This is a genomic window from Enterobacter quasimori, from assembly GCF_018597345.1.
GTDB classification, from domain to species: domain Bacteria; phylum Pseudomonadota; class Gammaproteobacteria; order Enterobacterales; family Enterobacteriaceae; genus Enterobacter; species Enterobacter mori.
Genome location: NZ_JAHEVU010000001.1, coordinates 41,486 through 65,168 on the forward strand (window position 1 = coordinate 41,486; position 23,683 = coordinate 65,168).

The following is a 23,683-nucleotide window of genomic DNA, read 5'->3' on the forward strand; positions in this document are numbered from 1 at the left end:
TTAAAAAATCCGTTCCTGATGGACCCACACGGCGGCTTCGACGCGGGACTTTAACTTCATTTTCTTCAGCATGTGCTTCACGTGCACTTTTACCGTGCTTTCGGTGATGTCCAGACGGCGGGCGATCATTTTGTTCGGCAGGCCTTGGGCAATCAGCTTCAGAATATCGCGTTCGCGCGGGGTAAGCTGGCTCACGTCGCGGTCCGAAGTTGCGCGGTTGGCGCGCAGGCTGGCGGCCAGTACCGGCGTTAAGGCTTCGCTCAGCACCATTTCCCCCGCCGCGGCCTGCTGCAGCGCCTTGAGCAGATCTTCCGGCTCCATATCTTTCAGCAGGTAGCCGTCCGCGCCGCGCTTCAGCGCCGTCACCACGTCTTCTTCATGATTTGACACGCTAAACACCACCACGCGGCCAGACAGGGATTTTTCGCGCAGTTTGTCCAGCGTCTCCAGACCGTTCATGCCCGGCATGTTGAGATCGAGCAGGATCAAATCAGGATCGAGCGCTTCGGCAAGCTCAATACCCTGTTCGCCGTTGCTGGCTTCGCCGACGACGGTAATATCGGGCGCCATGCTGACCAGCTGTTTCACCCCGGTACGCAGCATGGGATGGTCGTCGATCAGCAGAATGGATGCCGGTTCCTGATTAGTCATGGTGTTCTCCTTGGACAGTTGTAAGCGGTTTTTCGGGAATAAAGGTGACGACCACTTCCGTGCCACCCGTGTCTCTCCGGCGAACCTGACAATCACCGCGCAGGCTTTGCGCGCGGTCTCGCATGATAATTAAACCATAGTGGTTGGTTCTCTCGGCATTTTCCGGCACGCCGCAGCCGTCGTCCTGAATCGTCAGCTTCACCTGATTATTGTGCTGGCTGACGGTTACCGTTACCGCCGTCGCGCTGGCGTGCTTGAGCACGTTGCTCAGGGCTTCGCGGGCGATCTGCAGTAAATGAATCGCCTGATGGGAGGGGACAAAACGCGGCGGAAGCTGGTAGTCGAGCTTCACCGGGAACCCCAGTCGGGCGCTAAATTCGTGACAGCTGGACTCCAGCGCGGGGCGAAGGCCCGGCTCGGTCAGCTGCAGTCGGAAAGTGGTTAACAGCTCACGAAGCTGAACCCATGAAGTGTTCAGCTCGTTGCGGATTTGGCTCAGGAGCTGTTTGTTGCTTTCCGGCATCTCCGCATCCTGCATCTGCAGGCAGCTGACCTGCATCTTCATGCAGGAGAGCGATTGGGCGATGGAGTCATGCAGCTCCCGCGCGATGGTGGCGCGCTCTTCCATGACAATCAGCTGCTGCTGTTTTTCCTGATGCCTGTCCAGCGCCAGCGTGGCCGTGAGCTGTTCCACCAGAGTATCCACCAGCTGCTGCTGGTCGTGGCTCAAATGCCTTCCGGCGGGCAGGGTAGCCAGCAGAATGCCGTACTGGGTGTGGCTGTCCGTCAGACGCCACTTCAGCGTGGTGCCCGTCGTTGTTAACGGGGGTATACCCCGCGGGCAAAGGTGACAGCCTTTATCATCGCAGGACATGTCCGACTGACAGGTAAATTCCTGATGATTTTCTTCGTCTTCAACGTCGTAAACCCGCAGCTCCAGATCGTGCAGCAGCGTCAGGTTTTGCAGGCCGTTCAGCACCGGCGAGAGGCGCTCGCACAGCGGTACCTGCATATGCAAACGGCGGTTGGCCTGCCACAGGAAGGAGAGAATTTCGTTTTTCTGTTCGAGTCCGGCGGTTTTTTCCTGAACCCGCTGTTCCAGTACCGCGTAGCTTTCAGACAGCTCTTCCGACATGGTGTTGAGCGCCTTGCCGAGCATCGCCATCTCGTTACGCCCGCTGATATGCGTGCGCTGGGTAAAATCTCTGTTCGTTACGGCGCGTGCCATCGCCAGCAGCTGTTTCCAGGGATTCAGCAGCCGCGCGCGCAGCCAGACGATGGTGAAAATCAGCAGCAGACCCATAAATAGCGCCATCACCCGGTGGATCGTAACCACCCGGTCAATGCGTAGTTCGGTGGTTTGATCGAAAGAGGAGACCAGCGTATCAATGCGTGAGACGAAACCGGCAACGTCGCGCGCGACGGCGTCAGGGCTGTTCGCCTGCTTTAAGCCTGGCTCCAGCTGCGTGTGCCAATAGCCCTGAAGAGCCTTGAGCTGGGATTTCTGACCAGCGCGAATGGCGGCGCTTTCCAGCTCGGGGCTGAAAGCCGTACGCTCCATATCATCGATCAGCTTCTGGTCGTCCTGCGTTAAGGGCACTGAGGCCAGCAGACGATAACTCTGCATGCGTAGCGAGCCTGCCTCGTTGATGGCATGCGCATTACCCTGTACGCCCTGAACCAGCCAGCCGGAAATCGCCATGCCGGTGACACCGATCGCGGTGGACAGCAAGACAATAAGCGCCAGTTGGTTCACCAGCGTCAGCGGGGATAGACATCTTTTTAACATGGTGTTGCCGGGCTCCTGGCGTGGCCTGACTGCAGGAATGGCGCTATTCTGGTGCATACCCTGGAGTATACCCATACCAATAAAGGATTACCTCTAAATTGCCAGGGGAGTAACGGTTAGGGGGAGGGAGTAGCCAGGATGGCTCAGCACCGTGAAAAACCACATCTTTTTTACCGCTTTCACCTACTCACTAAGAGTGATGACTTTTTTTTCGCCACAAAACCCCGCACTTTTCCTTTGATTTATATCAACTTACCGCCGCCCTAAAACCCTAATGTTTGCAGCATCATTTGAGAATCAGAGGTGTCTATGAGTCACTCATCCGCTCCCGAAAGGGAAAATGGTGCCGTTATTACAGAATGGCGACCAGAGGATCCGGCGTTCTGGCAACAGCGCGGCCATCGTGTAGCAAGTCGTAATCTATGGATTTCCGTTCCGTGCCTGCTGTTAGCGTTTTGCGTATGGATGTTGTTTAGCGCGGTGGCGGTAAACCTGCCAAAAGTCGGCTTTACGTTTACGACCGATCAGCTGTTTATGTTGACGGCGCTACCGTCCCTGTCCGGTGCGCTGCTGCGTGTGCCTTACGCGTTTATGGTGCCGGTGTTTGGCGGACGCCGCTGGACGGCTTTCAGTACCGGCATCATGATCGTGCCGTGCGTGTGGCTCGGTTTTGCGGTGCAGGATACCTCCACGCCGTTTAGCGTGTTTGTGATCATCTCTCTGCTGTGCGGTTTTGCGGGCGCGAACTTTGCCTCCAGCATGGCGAACATCAGCTTCTTCTTCCCGAAAGCGAAGCAGGGCGGTGCGCTGGGGATTAACGGCGGTCTGGGGAACATGGGCGTGAGCGTGATGCAGCTGATTGCCCCGCTGGCGATTTCGGTTTCCATCTTTGCGGCCTTTGGCGGCGGCGGTGTAACCCAGCCGGATGGTTCTTCTCTGTTCCTGCAGAATGCGGCCTGGATTTGGGTGCCGTTCCTGGTGGTCTTCACGCTGGCGGCCTGGTTCTTTATGAACGATTTGTCCGCGTCGAAGGCGTCCCTGAGCGAACAGTTACCGGTTCTGAAACGCGGTCACCTTTGGGTCATGGCGCTGTTGTATCTGGCAACGTTCGGCTCGTTCATCGGCTTCTCGGCGGGCTTCGCCATGCTGTCGAAAACCCAGTTCCCGGAGGTGCAGATCCTGCAATTTGCCTTCTTTGGCCCATTTATTGGCGCACTGGCACGTTCTCTTGGCGGGATGATCTCCGACCGTCTGGGCGGGACGCGCGTGACGCTGGTGAACTTCATGGTGATGGCGATCTTCTGCGCGCTACTGTTCCTGACGCTGCCAGCCAACGGGCAGGGCGGTAACTTCATCGCCTTCTTCGGTGTGTTTATGGTGCTGTTCCTGACGGCCGGGCTGGGGAGCGCGTCTACCTTCCAGATGATCTCCGTCATCTTCCGTAAGCTGACCATGGACCGCGTTAAGGCACAGGGTGGCTCAGAAGAGCAGGCCATGCGTGAAGCGGCGACCGACACCGCAGCGGCGCTGGGCTTTATCTCCGCGATTGGCGCAATCGGCGGTTTCTTCATCCCGAAAGCGTTCGGTATCTCACTGGACCTGACCGGCTCTCCGGCAGGGGCCATGAAAGTCTTCCTCGTCTTCTATATCGCCTGCGTTGTGATTACGTGGCTGGTATATGGCCGTAATACCAAGAAAAATAAGTAAGTGTGATTATCCGTTTGCGCGGCCTTCGGGCCGCGTTTTTTTGGATTGGAAATAGTTACAACATACTGATGGCTTCTGTACTGACAGCCTGCGGGTAACACTGCGATCGCCATCGCTTTTCAGTGGGGTCTACCCCTTAATACCCGAGATGTTAAATTTAGCCCTGCTTTTTGTACGATAAATATAAAATACCCATATTAATCATTGTGATACGAAATTTAAATTCCTACCGCTTTGGTGGTATTTGATATAACCCCCTCCTTCAGAGACCCCGTTCGCCTTGATCGTTATCAATTCTCCTCCTCTTTCAGGGCGTTACCTTCGCTGCAAATCAGCAATGTCGATTTAGAGAGCCACAGGCTCCACACAGGAGATACCCGATGAGCAAATTTTTAGACCGGTTTCGCTACTTCAAGCAGAAGGGCGAGACGTTTGCCGATGGGCACGGTCAGCTTCTGGAGACCAACCGCGACTGGGAAGACGGCTACCGCCAGCGCTGGCAGCATGACAAAGTGGTCCGTTCAACCCATGGCGTCAACTGCACGGGCTCGTGCAGCTGGAAGATTTTCGTCAAGAATGGCCTGGTGACCTGGGAAGTCCAGCAAACCGACTACCCGCGTACCCGTCCCGATCTGCCGAATCATGAACCGCGCGGCTGTCCGCGTGGCGCAAGCTACTCCTGGTATCTCTACAGCGCTAACCGCCTGAAATACCCACTGATGCGTAAGCGCCTGATGAAAATGTGGCGTGAAGCGAAAGTCCAGCACCGCGATCCGGTTGATGCCTGGGCATCCATCATCGAAGACGCCGACAAAGCGAAGAGCTTCAAGCAGGCTCGCGGTCGCGGCGGTTTTGTCCGTTCCTCCTGGAAAGAAGTGAACGAACTGATTGCGGCGTCTAACGTCTACACCGTCAAAACCTACGGTCCGGACCGCGTGGCGGGCTTCTCGCCAATCCCGGCGATGTCGATGGTCTCCTACGCGTCTGGCGCGCGCTATCTCTCCCTGATTGGCGGGACCTGCCTGAGCTTCTATGACTGGTACTGCGACCTGCCGCCTGCGTCTCCGCAGACCTGGGGCGAGCAGACCGACGTGCCGGAATCCGCCGACTGGTATAACTCCAGCTACATTCTGGCCTGGGGCTCTAACGTTCCGCAGACCCGTACCCCGGATGCCCACTTCTTTACCGAAGTGCGTTATAAAGGCACCAAAACCGTTGCGATTACCCCTGACTATGCGGAAATCGCCAAGCTGTGCGACCTGTGGCTGGCACCTAAGCAGGGCACCGATGCGGCGATGGCGCTGGCGATGGGCCACGTCATGCTGCGCGAGTTCCACCTGGACAAGCCTAGCCAGTACTTCACCGACTACGTGCGTCGCTACACCGACATGCCGATGCTGGTGATGCTGGAAGAGCGCGACGGCTACTACGCTGCCGGTCGTATGCTGCGCGCCGCTGACCTGGTGGATTCACTTGGTCAGGAAAATAACCCGCAGTGGAAAACCGTTGCCTGTAACAGCAATGGCGAACTGATTGCGCCTAACGGCTCTATCGGTTTCCGCTGGGGCGAAAAGGGCAAATGGAACCTGGAGCAGCGTAACGGCACCACCGGCGAAGAGACCGAACTGCGCCTGAGCATGCTGGGCAGCCAGGACGAGATCGCCGACGTTGGCTTCCCGTACTTCGGCGGAGAAGGCACCGAGCACTTCAACAAGGTTGAACTGAATAACGTTCTGATGCACAAACTGCCGGCGAAGCGTCTGCAGCTCGCCGATGGTTCAACGGCGCTCGTCACCACCGTTTACGATCTCACCATGGCGAACTACGGCCTTGAGCGCGGTCTGAACGACGAAAACTGCGCAAGCAATTACGATGAGGTGAAAGCGTACACTCCGGCATGGGCGGAGCAGATCACCGGCGTGCCGCGCGCGCAGATCACCCGCATCGCGCGTGAGTTCGCGGAAAACGCTGACAAGACCCACGGTCGCTCCATGATCATCGTCGGTGCCGGTCTGAACCACTGGTACCACCTCGATATGAACTACCGCGGCCTGATTAACATGCTCATCTTCTGCGGCTGCGTCGGTCAGAGCGGCGGCGGCTGGGCGCACTACGTCGGCCAGGAAAAACTGCGTCCGCAGACCGGCTGGCAGCCGCTGGCGTTTGCCCTCGACTGGCAGCGTCCGGCACGCCACATGAACAGCACTTCCTACTTCTATAACCACTCCAGCCAGTGGCGCTACGAGACGGTTACCGCAGAGGAACTGCTGTCGCCAATGGCGGATAAATCCCGCTACAGCGGCCACCTGATTGACTTCAACGTGCGTGCGGAACGTATGGGCTGGTTGCCGTCGGCTCCTCAGCTTGGCACCAACCCGCTGCGCATCGCGGAAGCGGCGAAGAAGGCGGGCATGACCCCGGTGGACTACACCGTTAAGTCGCTGAAGGAAGGTTCGATTCGCTTTGCGGCGGAACAGCCGGAAAACGGTAAAAACCATCCGCGCAACCTGTTCATTTGGCGCTCAAACCTGCTGGGTTCATCCGGTAAAGGTCACGAGTTCATGCTGAAGTATCTGCTCGGTACCGAACACGGTATTCAGGGCAAAGATCTCGGCAAGCAGGGCGGCGTGAAGCCTGAAGAAGTGGAATGGAAAGACAACGGCCTGGACGGCAAGCTGGATCTGGTGGTGACGCTGGATTTCCGTCTGTCGAGCACCTGTCTGTACTCCGATATCGTTCTGCCGACGGCAACCTGGTATGAAAAAGACGACATGAATACCTCGGATATGCATCCGTTTATTCATCCACTGTCTGCTGCCGTTGACCCGGCGTGGGAATCCAAAAGCGACTGGGAAATCTACAAAGGCATCGCCGAGAAGTTCTCCGAAGTCTGCGTGGGGCACCTGGGCAAAGAAACCGACGTGGTGACGCTGCCCATCCAGCACGATTCCGCTGCCGAACTGGCGCAGCCGCTGGACGTGAAGGACTGGAAAAAAGGCGAGTGCGATCTGATCCCTGGCGTGACGGCGCCGCACATCATTCCTGTTGAACGTGACTACCCGGCGACCTACGAACGCTTTACCTCTATCGGCCCGCTGATGGAGAAAATCGGCAACGGCGGGAAAGGGATCGCCTGGAACACCCAGAGCGAAATGGACCTGCTGCGTAAGCTCAATTACACCAAAGCAGACGGCCCGGCCAAAGGCCAGCCAATACTTAACACGGCGATTGATGCCGCAGAGATGATCCTCACCCTGGCTCCGGAAACCAACGGCCAGGTCGCAGTAAAAGCCTGGGAAGCACTGAGTAAAATCACCGGTCGCGACCACAGGCATCTGGCCCTGAACAAAGAAGATGAGAAAATCCGCTTCCGCGATATTCAGGCCCAGCCGCGCAAAATTATCTCCAGCCCGACCTGGTCTGGTCTGGAAGATGAACACGTCTCTTATAACGCGGGTTACACCAACGTTCACGAGCTGATCCCATGGCGTACCCTGACCGGTCGTCAGTCTCTGTATCAGGATCACCAGTGGATGCGTGACTTCGGCGAAAGCCTGCTGGTTTACCGTCCGCCAATCGACACCCGTTCGGTGAAAGCGGTAATGGGCGAGAAGTCCAACGGTAATCCGGAGAAAGCGCTGAACTTCCTGACGCCGCACCAGAAGTGGGGGATCCACTCCACCTACAGCGACAACCTGCTGATGCTGACGCTGGGACGCGGCGGTCCGATTGTCTGGATGAGCGAAGCGGATGCCAAAGATCTGGGGATTGTGGATAACGACTGGATCGAAGTCTTCAACAGCAACGGTTCATTGACCGCTCGTGCAGTGGTTAGCCAGCGTGTTCCAGCAGGGATGACCATGATGTACCACGCGCAGGAACGTATCGTGAACATTCCTGGCTCAGAAATCACCGAGCAGCGCGGTGGTATTCATAACTCGGTCACCCGTATTACGCCGAAGCCGACCCATATGATTGGTGGCTATGCGCAGCTGGCCTACGGCTTTAACTACTACGGCACCGTAGGATCTAACCGCGATGAGTTCGTGGTGGTACGTAAGATGAAGAATATTAACTGGTTAGACGGCGAAGGTAATGACCAGGTACAGGAGAGCGTAAAATGAAAATTCGTTCACAAGTCGGCATGGTGCTGAATCTGGATAAATGCATCGGCTGTCATACCTGCTCAGTCACCTGTAAAAACGTCTGGACCAGCCGCGAAGGCACCGAGTACGCCTGGTTCAACAACGTGGAAACCAAGCCGGGCACCGGCTTCCCGACCAACTGGGAAGATCAGGAAAAATACAAGGGCGGCTGGATCCGCAAAATCAACGGCAAAATCCAGCCGCGCATGGGCAACCGCGCGATGCTTCTGGGAAAAATCTTCGCTAACCCGCATCTGCCGGGCATCGACGATTACTACGAGCCGTTCGATTTCGACTACCAGAACCTGCATAACGCAGCGGAAGGTAAACATCAGCCGATTGCTCGTCCTCGCTCGTTGATCACCGGTCAGCGCATGAACAAGATCGAGAAAGGCCCGAACTGGGAAGACGATCTGGGCGGTGAGTTCGAGAAGCTGTCGAAAGACAAAAACTTCGAGAACATGCAGAAGGCGATGTACGGCCAGTTCGAAAACACTTTCATGATGTACCTGCCGCGCCTGTGCGAGCACTGCCTTAATCCGGCGTGCGTGGCGACCTGCCCGAGCGGCGCCATCTACAAGCGTGAAGAAGACGGCATCGTACTCATCGACCAGGACAAGTGCCGCGGCTGGCGCATGTGCATTACCGGCTGCCCGTATAAAAAAATCTACTTCAACTGGAAGAGCGGCAAGTCAGAGAAGTGCATCTTCTGCTATCCGCGCATTGAAGCCGGTATGCCGACCGTCTGTTCAGAAAGCTGCGTGGGCCGTATTCGCTACCTCGGCGTGCTGCTGTATGACGCGGACGCGATTGAAACGGCAGCAAGCACCGAGAACGAGAAAGATCTGTACCAGCGTCAGCTGGACGTGTTCCTCGATCCGAACGATCCGAAGGTGATCGAGCAGGCGCTGAAGGACGGCGTGCCGCAGAGCGTGATCGACGCGGCGCAGCAGTCTCCGGTGTACAAAATGGCAATGGACTGGAAGCTGGCGCTGCCGCTGCATCCGGAATACCGCACGCTGCCGATGGTCTGGTACGTGCCACCGCTGTCGCCGATTCAGTCAGCCGCTGACGCGGGTGAACTGGGCGGCAACGGCATACTGCCGGACGTGGAAAGCCTGCGTATTCCGGTGCAGTACCTGGCGAACCTGCTGACCGCAGGGGATACCCAGCCGGTCCTGCTGGCGCTGAAGCGTATGCTGGCGATGCGTCACTTCAAGCGTGCTGAGACCGTTGACGGCGTTACCGATACCCGTGCGCTGGAAGAGGTTGGTCTGACCGAAGCACAGGCTCAGGAGATGTACCGCTATCTGGCGATTGCGAACTACGAAGACCGTTTCGTCGTACCAAGCAGCCACCGCGAGCAGGCGCGCGACGCCTTCCCGGAGAAAAACGGATGTGGCTTTAGCTTCGGTGACGGTTGCCACGGCTCAGATACCAAATTCAACCTGTTCAACAGCCGCCGCATCGACGCCATGGATGTGACCAGCAAAACGGAGCCGCACCAATGATTGAACTCGTCATTGTTTCGCGTCTGCTCGAGTACCCGGATGCTGCGCTTGCGCAGCATCAGCAGGAACTCTTTGATGCACTCGCGTCATCTGAAAACCTGGATAAAGCGGATGCCCAGAAGCTGGGCGTTTTCCTCCGCGATCTGTTAGCGCGCGATCTCCTGGACGCGCAGGCGGACTACAGCCAGCTGTTTGACCGCGGGCGCGCGACGTCACTGCTGCTGTTTGAACACGTCCACGGTGAATCCCGCGATCGTGGTCAGGCGATGGTCGACCTGATGTCCCAGTACGAGCAGCACGGCCTGCAGATTGACAGCCGCGAACTGCCGGACCACCTGCCGCTGTACCTGGAATATCTGGCGCAGCTGCCGAAAGATGAGGCGCTGGGCGGTTTACAGGACATCGCGCCGATCCTAGCGCTGCTCGGCGCGCGTCTTCAGCAGCGCGAAAGTGCTTATGCGGTGCTTTTTGACCTGCTGGTGAAGCTGGCTAACGCCGCCGTTGATAGCCAAAAAGTGGCGGAAAAAATCGCGGATGAAGCGCGCGACGACACCCCGCAGGCGCTTGATGCGGTCTGGGAAGAAGAGCAGGTGAAGTTCTTTGCTGACCAGAACTGCGGCGAGTCTGAAATCTCCGCTCACCAGCGTCGTTTTGCCGGGGCCGTTGCTCCGCAATATTTGAATATCTCTAACGGAGGACGGCAATAATGCACTTCCTGAATATGTTCTTCTTTGACATTTACCCGTACATTGCGGGCACCGTATTCCTGGTGGGAAGCTGGCTGCGTTATGACTGTGGCCAGTATACCTGGCGGGCGGCCTCCAGCCAGATGCTGGACCGCAAGGGGATGAACCTCGCCTCTAACCTGTTCCATATCGGGATCCTGGGGATTTTTGCCGGTCACTTCCTGGGCATGCTGACGCCGCACTGGATGTACGAAGCCTGGCTGCCGATTGAAGTGAAGCAGAAAATGGCGATGTTTGCGGGCGGTGCCAGCGGCGTGATGTGCCTGGTGGGCGGTCTGCTGCTGCTGAAACGTCGTCTGTTCAGCCCGCGCGTGCGTGCCACCACGACCGCTGCGGACATCCTGATCCTCTCCCTGCTGATGGTGCAGTGTGCGCTGGGTCTGCTGACGATTCCATTCTCCGCGCAGCATATGGACGGCAGCGAAATGATGAAGCTGGTCGGCTGGGCGCAGTCGGTGGTGACCTTCCACGGCGGCGCATCTGAGCATCTGGACGGTGTGGCCTTTATCTTCCGCGTGCACCTGGTGCTGGGGATGACGCTGTTTGTGCTGTTCCCGTTCTCCCGCCTGGTGCACATCTGGAGCGCGCCGGTAGAGTACCTGACGCGCAAATACCAGATTGTGCGCGCCCGTCGCTAATTTGCCGTTTTGATACCCACCCCGCACCCGCGGGGTTTTTTTTCGCCCCAGCCCAGGTTGTTGCCCGCGGCGGCAAACAATATCAGCGCGCCGCCCGCAAGCTGCGTGAGGTTCAGCGAGTGTCCGAACACCAGGTTATCAACAGCAATGGCGACCACCGGATAGATAAACGACAGCGAGCCGGTGACTGGAGTGGGGAGTTTCTGAATGGCGCTATACAGCAACTGGTACATGATGCCGGTATGGACAATGCCCAGCGTCAGCAGTATCGTCCAGGGGAAATCACCCGAAAGGGAAGGCATATGCGCCAGAGGAAGAAGCATTACCACCCCGGTCAGGACCTGAATAAAGGCGATATGCTGCGGTGCGATGGATTGTAGTTTGCGGGCGATAATGGCCGTCAGCGCGTAAAAGAATGCCGCCCCCAGCGCCAGCCCGATACCTGCGAGCCATTCACTGCCATGCGTGCCGCTGAGCTCGCTGGAAAGCAATATGACCACGCCGCCGAAGGCGAGGATCAACCAACCCCATTTCACCAGGCTGACGCGTTCGCCTAAAAGCATCCCCATCATCACCAGCATAAAGGGCTGGGTGTTATAGACCACGGTAGAAAGGCCAATCGAGATCCGCTCATAGGCTGCAAACAGCAGCAGCCAGTTCACCACGAGCGCTATGCCGCCAAAAATGGCCAGCAGCAGCGTGGTGCGGGTGAGGGGACTGAAGGGCTTTCGACTTAACCGGATGAACATATAAAGCGTAACCGCGCCGATGACGCAGCGCCAGAATACCACTTCCGTTACCGGCAGACCGCTGAGTAAAACAAACGCGCCGATAGAGCCGGAAATTAACATCGCCAGGCTCATCTGCCCGACGCCTTTTTGTAAATCACGCATCATCCACCTCCTGAGTAATGACCCTATTGTCGAAAATCGCTGTCGGGTTTTACAGGGCTGATATAAGGTGAAAAAGGGTAATGGCTTTTTAAAATTAGGTGAAATCGATGGAATACCTGCTTGATGATATCGACCGGCAAATATTGGCTTGTCTGGTAGAGGACGCGCGCGTGTCGCTGAAGGTGCTGAGTGGTCGCGTGGGATTGACGTCACCCAGCACGGCAGAACGCTTGAAGAGGCTGGAAGAGCGCGGTGTGATTCAGGGGTATGGTGCGCGGGTGAACCTGGCTGCGCTGGGATACACCTTGCAGGCGCTGGTGCGCGTGCGCCCATTGCCGGGATTATTGCATAAGGTGGATAAATACATTCAGGCGATGCCGGAGTGCATTGAGAGCGACAAAGTCACGGGTGAGGACTGTTTTGTGATCAGGCTGGTGGTGCGATCGATAGAACAACTGGACGTGTTGCTGGACGGCCTGGCAGAGCATGCCCAGTGTAATACGTCGATTGTGAAGAGCTCGCCGGTCAGGCGACGGTTGCCGCCGATGTAGCCGTTTTTCGCCGGGTGGCGGCTGCGCCTTACCCGGCCTACAAAGGCTACAAAGGTTAAGCTCGAATCGAACCTTAATCGAAGCTTCTCATCCTTCCCCGTTACGGAAATACATGATGCCCGGTGCGAACAGAAAGTTAAGCGTTATTTGGAAATGATGGTGGTGGGGGAAGGATTCGAACCTTCGAAGTCGATGACGGCAGATTTACAGTCTGCTCCCTTTGGCCGCTCGGGAACCCCACCAGGGGTAATTCAAATTTTGAGGTAATGCTGAGAGATGGTGGTGGGGGAAGGATTCGAACCTTCGAAGTCGATGACGGCAGATTTACAGTCTGCTCCCTTTGGCCGCTCGGGAACCCCACCACGGGGTAATGCTTTTTTACTGGCCTGCTTCCTGCTGGAAGCGGGGCGCATCATATCAAATGAGACGCCCCTGTAAAGCATTCCTTTAGGGAAATGAAGTCGTTTGCCTGCTTTTTATCCGTAAAGGCGCAAAGCTAATCAATTCATTTTCCGAAAGATTAAAGAATGATGGTTCTGTTGCCGTAAACGAAGACGCGTTGGGCAAGCACCTGATACAGCGCACGGCTTAAGACGTTTTTCTCAACGTCGCGCCCAGCGCGCATCATGTCTTCCGCGGTATAGGTGTGATCCACATGGATCACGTCCTGCATGATGATAGGACCTTCATCCAGGTTGTCATTCACGTAGTGGGCCGTCGCACCGATGATCTTCACGCCGCGCTCGTAGGCCTGGTGGTACGGGCGTGCGCCGATAAAGGCGGGAAGGAACGAGTGGTGGATGTTGATAATCTTGTTCGGGAAACGCGCCACGAAGGAAGGCGTTAACACGCGCATATATTTCGCCAGCACCACGTAGTCTGGATTATGCGCTTCAATCGCCTGCGCCATCAGATCGTCGTGTTCTTCACGGGTATGGCCTTCGTGGCTGACCAGTTCGAATGGAATATCAAACCGCTCGACCAGCGTACGCAGCGTCTCGTGGTTGCCGATAACGGCGGCAATTTCGACATCAAGACCGCCGTAGTTGGCTTTCATCAGCAGGTCGCCCAGGCAGTGTGCCTCTTTGGTCACCAGGATCACAATGCGACGACGGCCAGCTGGCGTCAGCTCACGCACGGAACCTTCCGGCAGGGCGCTATCCAGATCGGTAAGCAGGGTGGTGTCGTTGAAGATACCTTCGAGCTCGGTGCGCATAAAGAAGCGACCGGTACGGTGGTCAACGAACTCGTTGTTCTGCACGATATTCAGTTCATGTTTGTAACAAATGTTGGTAATTCGTGCGATCAGCCCTTTTTGATCGGGACAGATGGTGCGCAGAACTTTACGTTGTAGTGATTGCATCGCCGGGAAATCCTGTTTGTGTATTTGCGAAGTCTCGGTTGTCAGGCATTACTGCCCGCAACACTTTTTAAATTTTTTACCTGAACCGCAAGGGCAGGGATCGTTACGACCGAATTGAGGGCGCGTTCCGTCAATATAATACCATTGCCCGCTTTCCTTTAAGAAACGGGAACGTTCAATAATGGCGCCGGGTTTGTGCTGTTCGGTGAAACGGGCAACAAAACTTACGTAACCCTCGTTTTCATCACGACCGGGGGCTGAATCAAAGACCGTGAGACCGAGCCAGTGGGTATTGGCGAAGCCCGCTTCAATGTCTTGCCGAAAATCAGCGGCATGGCAATCTGGGTGCCAGGTCTTGACTAAATAATCTGCGTCTTTGATCACAAAAGCAGTATACCGCGAACGCATCAGGTGTGACGGGTCTGGAGCAACCTGCTCGCCAGTAAGATATCGCTGGCAACATAGGCTATACTCCAGAGCGCTACCACAGGGGCAGAGTTGAGACACGATTCTCTTCCTGGAACAAAAAATAAGGGCGTTTAACGCTTAGGGTAGCACTATGTTAACTGAGCTGTTGCGTTGACGCTATGTTGGGGATCCAGGGGAAGTAAAACAGGGCTAATGAGAAAAGTAAAAATTGGACTGGCGCTAGGCTCAGGTGCAGCCCGAGGCTGGTCGCATATTGGCGTTATCAACGCCTTGAAACAGATGGGTATTGACGTTGATATCGTTGCAGGCTGTTCGATTGGTTCGCTGGTCGGGTCAGCATATGCCTGCGGTAAGCTACCGGAGCTTGAGCGATGGGTACGTTCCTTCAGCTACTGGGATGTGCTGCGCCTGATGGATCTCTCCTGGCAGCGTGGCGGCCTGCTGCGCGGCGAGCGCGTGTTTAATCAGTTCCGTCAGATTATGCCCCTTGATGACTTTACCCACTGCCAGTTGCCGTTTGGCGCGGTAGCCACGAACCTCAGTACAGGACGTGAGCTGTGGCTCACCGAAGGCGATCTTCATCTTGCCGTCCGGGCGTCCTGCAGCATGCCGGGATTAATGGCCCCTGTGCCGCATAACGGCTACTGGCTGGTCGATGGCGGGGTAGTAAACCCGGTCCCTGTATCCCTGACGCGTGCCATGGGTGCGGATATTGTTATTGCCGTGGACTTGCAACATGATGCCCACCTGATGCAGCAAGACCTCATGCCCGTTAATCTTCAAAGTGATGATGCTGAGGGTGAGAAGCTCGCCTGGCATGCGCGTTTGCGCGGAAGGATTGGACGCCTGGCAGCTCGCAGGGCAGTAACGGCACCCACCGCCCTGGAAATCATGACCACGTCAATTCAGGTACTTGAGAACCGCCTGAAGCGAAACCGTATGGCCGGCGATCCTCCCGACATTCTGATTCAACCTTATTGTCCTCAAATCTCTACCCTTGATTTCCATAGAGCTGAGGCCGCGATTTCAGCGGGTACCTTAGCCGTCGAAAAGAAAATAGATGAATTGTTGCCATTTGTGCGAACAGCACTTTAAGCATCCTTTATTTGATTACTTCAGCAAAATCTGACAGGCGATAGTCCCAATAGCATGCCACTATTGAGTAACTGTCAGCCAGGGGAGGAACCATGACGCAGCCATTGGTCGGAAAACACATTTTAATCGTTGAAGACGAGCCCGTTTTCCGCTCTTTGCTGGATTCGTGGTTATCCTCACTGGGCGCAGATACTTCTCTTGCCGCGGACGGCATCGACGCGCTGGAGAAAATGACCTCTGTTGCCCCGGACTTAATGATCTGCGACATCGCGATGCCGCGAATGAATGGCCTGAAACTGGTTGAGCATCTTCGCAACGAAGGGAATCAGATGCCCGTGCTGGTGATCTCTGCGACGGAGAATATGGCGGATATCGCGAAAGCACTTCGTCTGGGAGTGCAGGATATTCTGCTGAAGCCCGTCAAGGATTTGAACCGTCTGCGTGAGACGGTGCTCGCTTGCCTTTACCCCAACATGTTCAATTCCCGCGTTGAGGAAGAAGAACGTCTTTTTCAGGACTGGGATGCGTTGGTCAGTAATCCGCTCGCCGCAGCCAAATTGTTACAAGAGCTTCAGCCTCCGGTACAACAAACGCTTTCCCATTGCCGGATAAATTATCGACAACTCGTGGCGGCAGACCAGCATGGCCTGGTGCTCGATATTGCGCCGTTATCCGATTCCGATCTTGCTTTTTATTGCCTGGACGTGACCCGTGCAGGAGACAATGGTGTTTTAGCCGCATTGTTACTTCGTGCCCTATTTAATGGATTATTGCAGGAGCAGTTATCCCACCAGGGACAGCGGCTTCCTGAGTTGGGCAGTTTGCTTAAACAAGTTAATCAACTTTTCCGCCAGGCTAATTTGCCTGGGCAATTTCCTCTTCTCGTCGGTTATTATCACAGCGGACTGAAAAACCTGATTCTTGTCTCTGCGGGTTTAAACGCTTCTCTGAATACGGGTGAGCATCATATTCAGGTGAGTAACGGCGTACCGCTGGGAACACTGGGGACGGCTTACCTCAATCAAATTAGCCATCGCTGTTCCTCCTGGCAGTGCCAAATTTGGGGTGCTGGCGGGCGGTTGCGCTTAATGTTGTCCACGGAATAAGCAGTTGAGTTTTATTCTTGAGATTGCTTTTCCAGTGTTTAGTTGGCGGTGCTACTATCGCTGCCAGATTCATGCGTATTTATCCTAATTGATCGGCAACGCGTTCTTTTCAGACCCGTACTAAAGGCTGAGGCTGATATACTTAACGCGTTATTTAATGCATAAAAGTTCAAAACTTGAACAGCTCAGGAGAATTTGAATGGCTGCCCTAAATTCGAAAGTCAGAAAGGCCGTCATCCCGGTAGCGGGATTGGGGACCAGGATGTTACCAGCAACGAAGGCAATCCCTAAAGAGATGCTGCCTTTAGTTGATAAGCCATTAATCCAGTACGTCGTTAATGAATGTATCGCGGCAGGGATTACTGAGATTGTGCTGGTTACGCATTCATCTAAAAACTCTATCGAAAACCATTTTGATACAAGTTTTGAACTTGAAGCGATGCTGGAAAAACGTGTTAAGCGCCAGCTGTTAGAGGAAGTTCAGTCTATTTGTCCTCCACACGTCACCATTATGCAGGTTCGTCAGGGGCTGGCGAAAGGTCTGGGTCATGCTGTGCTGTGTGCACATCCGGTTGTGGGTGATGAGCCGGTTGCTGTTATTCTGCCGGACGTTATTCTGGATGAATATGAATCAGATCTGTCTCAGGATAACCTGGCAGAAATGATCAAGCGCTTCGACGAAACCGGCAGCAGCCAGATTATGGTTGAGCCTGTAGAAGACGTTACCGCTTACGGTGTTGTGGACTGCAAGGGCGTTAACCTGGAGCCTGGTGAAAGCGTTCCAATGGTGGGTGTGGTTGAGAAACCGAAAGCGGACGTAGCGCCATCTAATCTGGCGGTTGTGGGTCGTTATGTACTGAGTGCTGAGATTTGGCCGCTGCTGGCGAAAACGCCTCCGGGAGCGGGTGATGAAATCCAGTTGACCGATGGCATCGACATGCTGATCGAAAAAGAAACCGTAGAAGCTTACCATATGAAAGGTAAGAGCCATGACTGCGGTAATAAACTCGGTTATATGCAGGCATTCGTTGAATATGGTATTCGCCACAATGCCCTGGGCGAAGAATTTAAAGCCTGGCTCAAAGAAAGCGTGGGTATTAAGAAATAGTCTGATACTCAGTAGGACAAGACCGGTGTGGCGATGCCCACCGGTTTTTTTATGCCCATAACGAGGCTCTGTGGCCGCTGGAGAGGGATTGTAAAAGACATTAAATAGTCTGTGGCGACATATGACAGAGTGTAAAAGGGGGTTCAGCGGAATTTCGCGTAAAAAAAATCCCGCATTAAGCGAGATTTTTGTAAATAGATTCAGATTAATCCTTGATCAGGAAGTCATCCAGTTGTTTACCCTGCTCATCCATTGCTTTCTTGATAACAGCTGGAGTACGACCCTGGCCGGTCCAGGTTTTCTCTTCGCCGTTCTCATCAATGTAGCTATATTTAGCCGGACGAGCAGCGCGTTTAGCTTTGGTACCGGTTTTAGCCGCAGCCATGCTGTTCAGCAATTCGTTTGGATCGATACCATCTGCAATCAGCATTTCGCGATATTGCTGCAGTTTACGAGTGCGTTCTTCGATTTCAGCAGCAGCTGCGCTTTCTTCTTCACGACGCTCATTAACTACAACTTCTAATTTTTCCAGCATTTCTTCAAGCGTTTCAAGGGTACATTCTCTTGCCTGCGCACGAAGAGTACGGATGTTGTTCAGAATTTTAAGTGCTTCGCTCATTGTAGTAATCTCAAACTTATAATGGGGGGTGGTTTGTTGTCCTAATAATAGAGCGATAAATTGAGTTGTGCAATAGGTGGGAATGTAAGGAATTCAAAAAATACGAAATCGTCGTCGCTATTATTAATTACGCTAACTTAAATTTCGCCGTTTGTCTGGTCTGATGATTTCAGGTCGAACGGCAAAAACAGCGGTATGTATGTTTGGTTTTGTGACATTTCCCTCAGGAATTATAGTTGCGGCGGATAAATATCAGCCTTTTGTATTACTTCAGGAACGCACGGATAAGGCAAAAATAGTTAATAAATAGTGAATTTTAATGAACGTAGATTCCAGTATAAAAAGAAGTGTTATGTTTGGCTGCAGATGAGGCTTATTGGCAGCCCGGTAAGCGTTTAATGTATGTTTTAACGCATTATTTTCTAAAAGTACCAAGGGTTAATCACGGGTTCAGCGGCATAGTCTGTGCGGTGTATCGCTGATGACGGGACAAAATATGGTACAATGATTCATCGGGAATATTACACATTGATTAGGGTTCTTCGGCCAATGGCACAACTTTATTTCTACTATTCGGCAATGAATGCAGGGAAATCGACGGCGTTACTGCAATCCTCATACAATTACCAGGAGCGGGGGATGCGTACCGTTGTATACACCGCTGAAATCGACAATCGCTTTGGTGCAGGGAAGGTAAGTTCAAGAATAGGGCTTTCGTCGCCGGCAGGGCTGTATAACCCGCAAACGGATTTACTGGATGATATCCGCACTGAACACGCCGCTAAGCCCATCCATTGTGTTCTGGTTGATGAAAGCCAGTTCCTGACGCGAGAACAGGTTCATGCGCTTTCTGAAGTCGTTGACGAACTGGATATTCCCGTACTCTGCTATGGTCTACGCACCGATTTTCGCGGCGAGTTATTTGCTGGCAGCCAGTATTTGCTCGCATGGTCGGATAAGCTCGTTGAGCTGAAGACTATCTGTTTCTGCGGCCGTAAAGCCAGTATGGTGCTTCGTCTCGATCAATCCGGTAAACCCTACGCGGATGGCGAACAGGTCGTTATAGGTGGCAATGAGCGCTATGTATCGGTCTGTCGCAAGCACTATAAAGAAGCACTTGTTGTAGGCTCACTGGCAGCTATCCAGAGCGATAACCGGAAATAGGTCAGAACAGATTGCTTTGCTGACAAGCAGACATAAAAAAACCCGCCATTGGCGGGTTTTTTATTAGGCTGTCAATTAAGCGCTTTTCTTCGCTTTTTTGTCAGCTTTAACAACAGGCGCTTCAACTTTTGCAGCGACAGTGTCGTTTTCTTTGAACTCGCGACCGTAGTAGGTATCCAGCAGAATCTGTTTCAGCTCGGAGATCAGCGGGTAGCGCGGGTTAGCACCAGTACACTGGTCATCAAATGCGTCTTCAGACAGCTTATCTACGTGAGCGAGGAAGTCAGCTTCCTGAACGCCTGCTTCACGGATAGATTTAGGAATACCCAGCTCAGCTTTGATGCTGTCCAGCCATGCCAGCAGTTTCTCAATCTTCGCAGCAGTGCGGTCGCCCGGTGCGCTCAGACCCAGGTGGTCAGCGATTTCAGCGTAACGACGACGAGCTTGCGGACGGTCGTACTGGCTGAATGCAGTCTGCTTGGTTGGGTTGTCGTTCGCGTTATAACGAATAACGTTGCTGATCAACAGGGCGTTCGCCAGACCGTGAGGAATGTGGAACTGAGAACCCAGTTTGTGTGCCATTGAGTGACAAACACCCAGGAAGGCGTTCGCAAACGCGATACCTGCGATGGTTGCAGCACTGTGTACACGCTCACGCGCTACCGGGTTTTTCGCACCTTCGTTGTAAGACGCTGGCAGGTTCTCTTTCAGCAGTTTCAGAGCCTGCAGAGCCTGACCGTCAGAGAACTCAGACGCCAGTACAGACACATAGGCTTCCAGAGCGTGAGTCACGGCATCCAGACCACCGAAGGCACAGAGTGATTTCGGCATATCCATCACCAGGTTGGCATCAACGATAGCCATATCTGGAGTCAGCGCGTAGTCAGCCAGTGGGTATTTCTGACCTGTTGCGTCATCAGTTACAACCGCAAACGGCGTCACTTCTGAACCGGTACCGGAAGTGGTGGTGACAGCGATCATTTTCGCTTTCACGCCCATTTTCGGGAACTTGTAGATACGTTTACGGATATCCATAAAGCGCAGCGCCAGTTCTTCGAAGTGGGTTTCCGGATGCTCGTACATGACCCACATGATTTTCGCGGCGTCCATTGGGGAACCGCCACCCAGTGCGATAATCACATCTGGTTTGAAGGAGTTTGCCAGTTCAGCACCTTTACGAACAACGCTCAGGGTTGGGTCAGCTTCAACTTCAAAGAAGACTTCAGTTTCAACGCCAGACGCTTTCAGTACTGAGGTGATCTGATCTGCGTAGCCGTTGTTGAACAGGAAACGGTCAGTCACGATGAGCGCACGCTTGTGGCCATCAGTAATCACTTCATCCAGCGCGATTGGCAGAGAGCCACGGCGGAAGTAGATAGATTTCGGAAGTTTGTGCCACAACATGTTTTCAGCTCGCTTAGCAACGGTTTTCTTGTTGATCAGGTGTTTTGGACCAACGTTTTCAGAGATGGAGTTACCACCCCAGGAACCACAACCCAGAGTCAGGGAAGGTGCGAGTTTAAAGTTGTACAGGTCACCGATACCACCCTGAGAAGCAGGGGTGTTGATCAGGATACGTGCAGTTTTCATCTTCTGACCGAAGTGAGCAACACGTTCTGGCTGGTTATCCTGGTCGGTGTACAGGCAAGAGGTGTGACCGATACCGCCCATGGCAACCAGTTTCTCTGCTTTCTCTACCGCGTCATCGAAATCTTTCGCACGGTACATTGCCAGAGTAGGGGACAGTTTTTCGTGAGCGAACGGTTCGCTTTCATCGACAACTTTCACTTCACCAATCAGGATCTTGGTAGTTGCCGGAACGGTGAAGCCTGCCAGCTCAGCAATTTTGTATGCTGGTTGACCTACGATAGCAGCATTCAGTGCGCCATTTTTCAGGATGATGTCCTGAACGGCTTTCAGCTCTTTACCCTGCAGCAGGTAGCCGCCGTGGCTTGCGAAACGTTCGCGAACGGCATCGTATACGGAGTCAACAACCACAACAGACTGCTCAGACGCACAGATCACGCCGTTATCGAAGGTTTTTGACATCAGTACAGACGCAACGGCACGTTTGATATCCGCCGTTTCGTCGATAACAACAGGGGTGTTACCTGCGCCTACGCCGATGGCTGGTTTACCGGAGCTGTATGCCGCCTTAACCATACCAGGACCACCGGTCGCCAGAATCAGGTTAATGTCCGGGTGATGCATCAGTGCATTGGACAGTTCAACAGACGGCTGATCGATCCAGCCAATCAAATCTTTTGGTGCGCCAGCGGCAATTGCAGCCTGCAGAACGATATCTGCTGCTTTGTTGGTCGCGTCTTTTGCACGTGGGTGCGGGGAGAAGATGATTGCGTTACGGGTCTTCAGGCTGATCAGTGATTTGAAGATAGCAGTAGACGTTGGGTTAGTGGTTGGAACAATACCGCAAATGATGCCGATAGGTTCTGCAATAGTGATGGTACCGAAGGTGTCGTCTTCAGACAGCACGCCACAGGTTTTCTCATCTTTATAGGCGTTGTAGATATACTCTGAAGCAAAGTGGTTTTTGATCACTTTATCTTCAACGATACCCATACCGGATTCGGCAACGGCCATTTTAGCGAGAGGGATTCGAGCATCTGCAGCAGCCAGTGCGGCCGCGCGGAAGATTTTATCAACCTGTTCTTGGGTGAAATTGGCATATTCACGCTGGGCTTTTTTAACGCGCTCGACGAGTGCGTTCAGTTCAGCGATATTAGTAACAGCCATAATGCTCTCCTGATAATGTTTAAACTCTTTTAGTAAACCAGCGCTCGATACGTCACACAGTATAGACAGAGCCGATACCACTTGCGTAACACACAGTAAAACAAGGGGTTACTTCTTGTTCCAGTCCACTAATTTACTAAAAGAGCCTTACCTTAGCATCATACCTTTTTGATAGGTGATCTCCCTGGCGGCGTAATCAGATTACTCACTTCTGAGTACGGAAATCATGATCTGCATCAATTTTTCCCCAAGCTGATACCTTTCAGCAGGCTATTTCGGCAAGAATTTTCCACTGTTAAATAATTACGTAACTATTGGAAGTGACGCTATCATTGATTCTACAAATGTTTAACATCATGAAATGATAACGTTTTGGCACAGATTTCTGGTGAAGAATGCTGCAAAAAAGCGTATCTTCAGCGCGGTTTTATCATGACATATTTTCTGTCCCTGAACATGCTCATTAGCGGAGCTAAATGTGATTCAAACGCTCTTTGATTTCCCTACATATTTTAAGTTTTTTATTGGTTTGTTTGCCCTGGTGAACCCAGTGGGGATTATCCCTGTGTTCATCAGTATGACCAGCTACCAGACCGCCGCTGCCAGAAACAAAACCAACCTGACGGCAAACTTATCGGTAGCGATTATTCTGCTGACGTCGCTTTACCTGGGTGATGGCATTCTGCAGTTGTTCGGTATCTCTATCGATTCCTTCCGTATTGCGGGCGGGATCCTGGTTGTCACCATCGCCATGTCGATGATCAGCGGTAAGCTGGGTGAGGATAAACAGAACAAACAGGAAAAATCAGAAACGGCGGTTCGCGAAAGTATCGGTGTCGTTCCGTTGGCCTTGCCGCTGATGGCGGGGCCGGGGGCTATTAGCTCGACGATAGTGTGGGGGACGCGCTATCACAGTCTGATGCACCTGATCGGTTTTTCCGTGGCGATTGCGCTTTTCGCGCTCTGCTGTTGGGGCGTATTCCGCATGGCCCCCTGGCTGGTGCGGCTGTTAGGGCAAACAGGCATCAACGTTATTACCCGTATCATGGGTCTGCTGCTGATGGCGTTGGGCATTGAGTTTATCGTTACCGGCATTAAAAGCATTTTCCCCGGGTTATTACATTAAAACTTCATATGAAAGGACGGAGCCAGGGGCTCCGTTTTTTTTACGTCATTATCAGCAAATCATATAAATAAAGTTGAAATGTGAACATGCCATAATAAATTCTACTAATAATCCCCTTTGCTTGTATTTCAACGAGTTAATTCTTTCTTACCCACCTCCCTGCACATAAAACCTTCGAATGCTCTGTTATTTTACTCACATGATAGTCTGGGGCTTGCTGAGTGATATCCGAAATGATATTAGTAATTTCAATGTTCCCCTAGAGGAATGTGCTAAATAATAACCAGT

18 protein-coding genes and 2 tRNA genes are annotated in these 23,683 nt (G+C 53.5%); 11 read left to right on the forward strand and 9 right to left on the reverse strand.

Annotated features, from left to right (window positions below; all coding sequences use genetic code 11):
- Entirely contained in the window at positions 1-651 is a 651-nt protein-coding gene (gene narL, locus KK102_RS00175; protein ID WP_028018756.1) for a two-component system response regulator NarL, read from the reverse strand.
- A complete protein-coding gene (narX, locus tag KK102_RS00180) occupies positions 644-2,440 on the reverse strand; it encodes a nitrate/nitrite two-component system sensor histidine kinase NarX (protein ID WP_126545975.1) in 1,797 nt (598 codons plus the stop codon). Before narX ends, narL begins: the two co-directional genes overlap by 8 nt.
- Positions 2,441-2,749: 309 nt before the next feature.
- On the opposite strand from narX, the gene KK102_RS00185 reads away from it, so the two are divergent.
- From KK102_RS00185 to narI, 5 genes are all read left to right on the forward strand, one after another.
- The gene (locus tag KK102_RS00185; protein ID WP_126545976.1) at positions 2,750-4,147 is read left to right on the forward strand and encodes a NarK family nitrate/nitrite MFS transporter; all 1,398 of its coding nucleotides are present in this window, start codon (positions 2,750-2,752) and stop codon (positions 4,145-4,147) included.
- Positions 4,148-4,527: 380 nt separating this feature from the next.
- A complete protein-coding gene (locus KK102_RS00190; protein ID WP_216356660.1) occupies positions 4,528-8,271 on the forward strand; it encodes a nitrate reductase subunit alpha in 3,744 nt (1,247 codons plus the stop codon).
- Positions 8,268-9,803, forward strand: coding sequence for a nitrate reductase subunit beta (narH, locus tag KK102_RS00195; protein ID WP_089599043.1), 1,536 nt, complete (start codon positions 8,268-8,270; stop codon positions 9,801-9,803). Before KK102_RS00190 ends, narH begins: the two co-directional genes overlap by 4 nt.
- A complete protein-coding gene (gene narJ, locus KK102_RS00200; RefSeq protein ID WP_216356661.1) occupies positions 9,800-10,510 on the forward strand; it encodes a nitrate reductase molybdenum cofactor assembly chaperone in 711 nt (236 codons plus the stop codon). The genes narH and narJ overlap by 4 nt, the downstream gene beginning before the upstream one ends.
- A complete protein-coding gene (gene narI / locus KK102_RS00205; protein WP_216356662.1) occupies positions 10,510-11,187 on the forward strand; it encodes a respiratory nitrate reductase subunit gamma in 678 nt (225 codons plus the stop codon). The genes narJ and narI overlap by 1 nt, the downstream gene beginning before the upstream one ends.
- Here narI and KK102_RS00210 read toward each other — a convergent pair.
- Entirely contained in the window at positions 11,184-12,080 is an 897-nt protein-coding gene (locus KK102_RS00210; RefSeq protein WP_126545980.1) for a DMT family transporter, read from the reverse strand. The genes narI and KK102_RS00210 overlap by 4 nt on opposite strands.
- Positions 12,081-12,187: 107 nt before the next feature.
- Here KK102_RS00210 and KK102_RS00215 point away from each other — a divergent pair, with 107 nt between their 5' ends.
- Entirely contained in the window at positions 12,188-12,631 is a 444-nt protein-coding gene (locus KK102_RS00215; protein ID WP_216356663.1) for an Lrp/AsnC family transcriptional regulator, read from the forward strand.
- A gap of 157 nt (positions 12,632-12,788) precedes the next feature.
- Here the strand turns inward: KK102_RS00215 and KK102_RS00220 are convergent.
- The 4 genes from KK102_RS00220 to KK102_RS00235 form a co-directional block, all read right to left on the reverse strand.
- Positions 12,789-12,873, reverse strand: a tRNA-Tyr gene (locus tag KK102_RS00220).
- Positions 12,874-12,908: 35 nt separating this feature from the next.
- A tRNA-Tyr gene (locus tag KK102_RS00225) sits at positions 12,909-12,993 on the reverse strand.
- 158 nt (positions 12,994-13,151) lie between these two features.
- A complete protein-coding gene (gene purU, locus KK102_RS00230) occupies positions 13,152-13,994 on the reverse strand; it encodes a formyltetrahydrofolate deformylase (protein WP_216356664.1) in 843 nt (280 codons plus the stop codon).
- Positions 13,995-14,042: 48 nt separating this feature from the next.
- Complete coding sequence (locus KK102_RS00235) at positions 14,043-14,501, reverse strand: YchJ family protein (protein ID WP_126545982.1); 459 nt, start codon at positions 14,499-14,501, stop codon at positions 14,043-14,045.
- A gap of 114 nt (positions 14,502-14,615) precedes the next feature.
- On the opposite strand from KK102_RS00235, the gene rssA reads away from it, so the two are divergent.
- From rssA to galU, 3 genes are all read left to right on the forward strand, one after another.
- Complete coding sequence (gene rssA, locus KK102_RS00240) at positions 14,616-15,518, forward strand: patatin-like phospholipase RssA (protein ID WP_126545983.1); 903 nt, start codon at positions 14,616-14,618, stop codon at positions 15,516-15,518.
- A gap of 92 nt (positions 15,519-15,610) precedes the next feature.
- Positions 15,611-16,624, forward strand: a complete 1,014-nt coding sequence (rssB, locus tag KK102_RS00245) for a two-component system response regulator RssB (protein ID WP_126545984.1) — start codon at positions 15,611-15,613, stop codon at positions 16,622-16,624.
- 199 nt (positions 16,625-16,823) lie between these two features.
- A complete protein-coding gene (gene galU / locus KK102_RS00250) occupies positions 16,824-17,732 on the forward strand; it encodes a UTP--glucose-1-phosphate uridylyltransferase GalU (protein WP_126545985.1) in 909 nt (302 codons plus the stop codon).
- Between the two features lie 205 nt (positions 17,733-17,937).
- Here the strand turns inward: galU and hns are convergent, their stop codons facing one another.
- The gene (gene hns / locus KK102_RS00255) at positions 17,938-18,351 is read right to left on the reverse strand and encodes a histone-like nucleoid-structuring protein H-NS (RefSeq protein ID WP_003856724.1); all 414 of its coding nucleotides are present in this window, start codon (positions 18,349-18,351) and stop codon (positions 17,938-17,940) included.
- A 549-nt stretch (positions 18,352-18,900) separates the two neighbouring features.
- Here hns and tdk point away from each other — a divergent pair.
- The gene (gene tdk / locus KK102_RS00260) at positions 18,901-19,515 is read left to right on the forward strand and encodes a thymidine kinase (RefSeq protein ID WP_216356665.1); all 615 of its coding nucleotides are present in this window, start codon (positions 18,901-18,903) and stop codon (positions 19,513-19,515) included.
- A gap of 75 nt (positions 19,516-19,590) precedes the next feature.
- On the opposite strand, the gene adhE is transcribed toward tdk, so the two are convergent.
- Positions 19,591-22,269 carry a bifunctional acetaldehyde-CoA/alcohol dehydrogenase gene (gene adhE, locus KK102_RS00265; protein WP_100166115.1) on the reverse strand — a complete coding sequence of 893 codons (2,679 nt, stop codon included), beginning with the start codon at positions 22,267-22,269 and terminating at the stop codon, positions 19,591-19,593.
- A gap of 478 nt (positions 22,270-22,747) precedes the next feature.
- Here adhE and KK102_RS00270 point away from each other — a divergent pair, with 478 nt between their 5' ends.
- On the forward strand, positions 22,748-23,395 hold the full coding sequence (locus KK102_RS00270; RefSeq protein ID WP_216356666.1) for a YchE family NAAT transporter: 648 nt from the start codon (positions 22,748-22,750) through the stop codon (positions 23,393-23,395).
- Positions 23,396-23,683 lie beyond the last annotated feature (288 nt).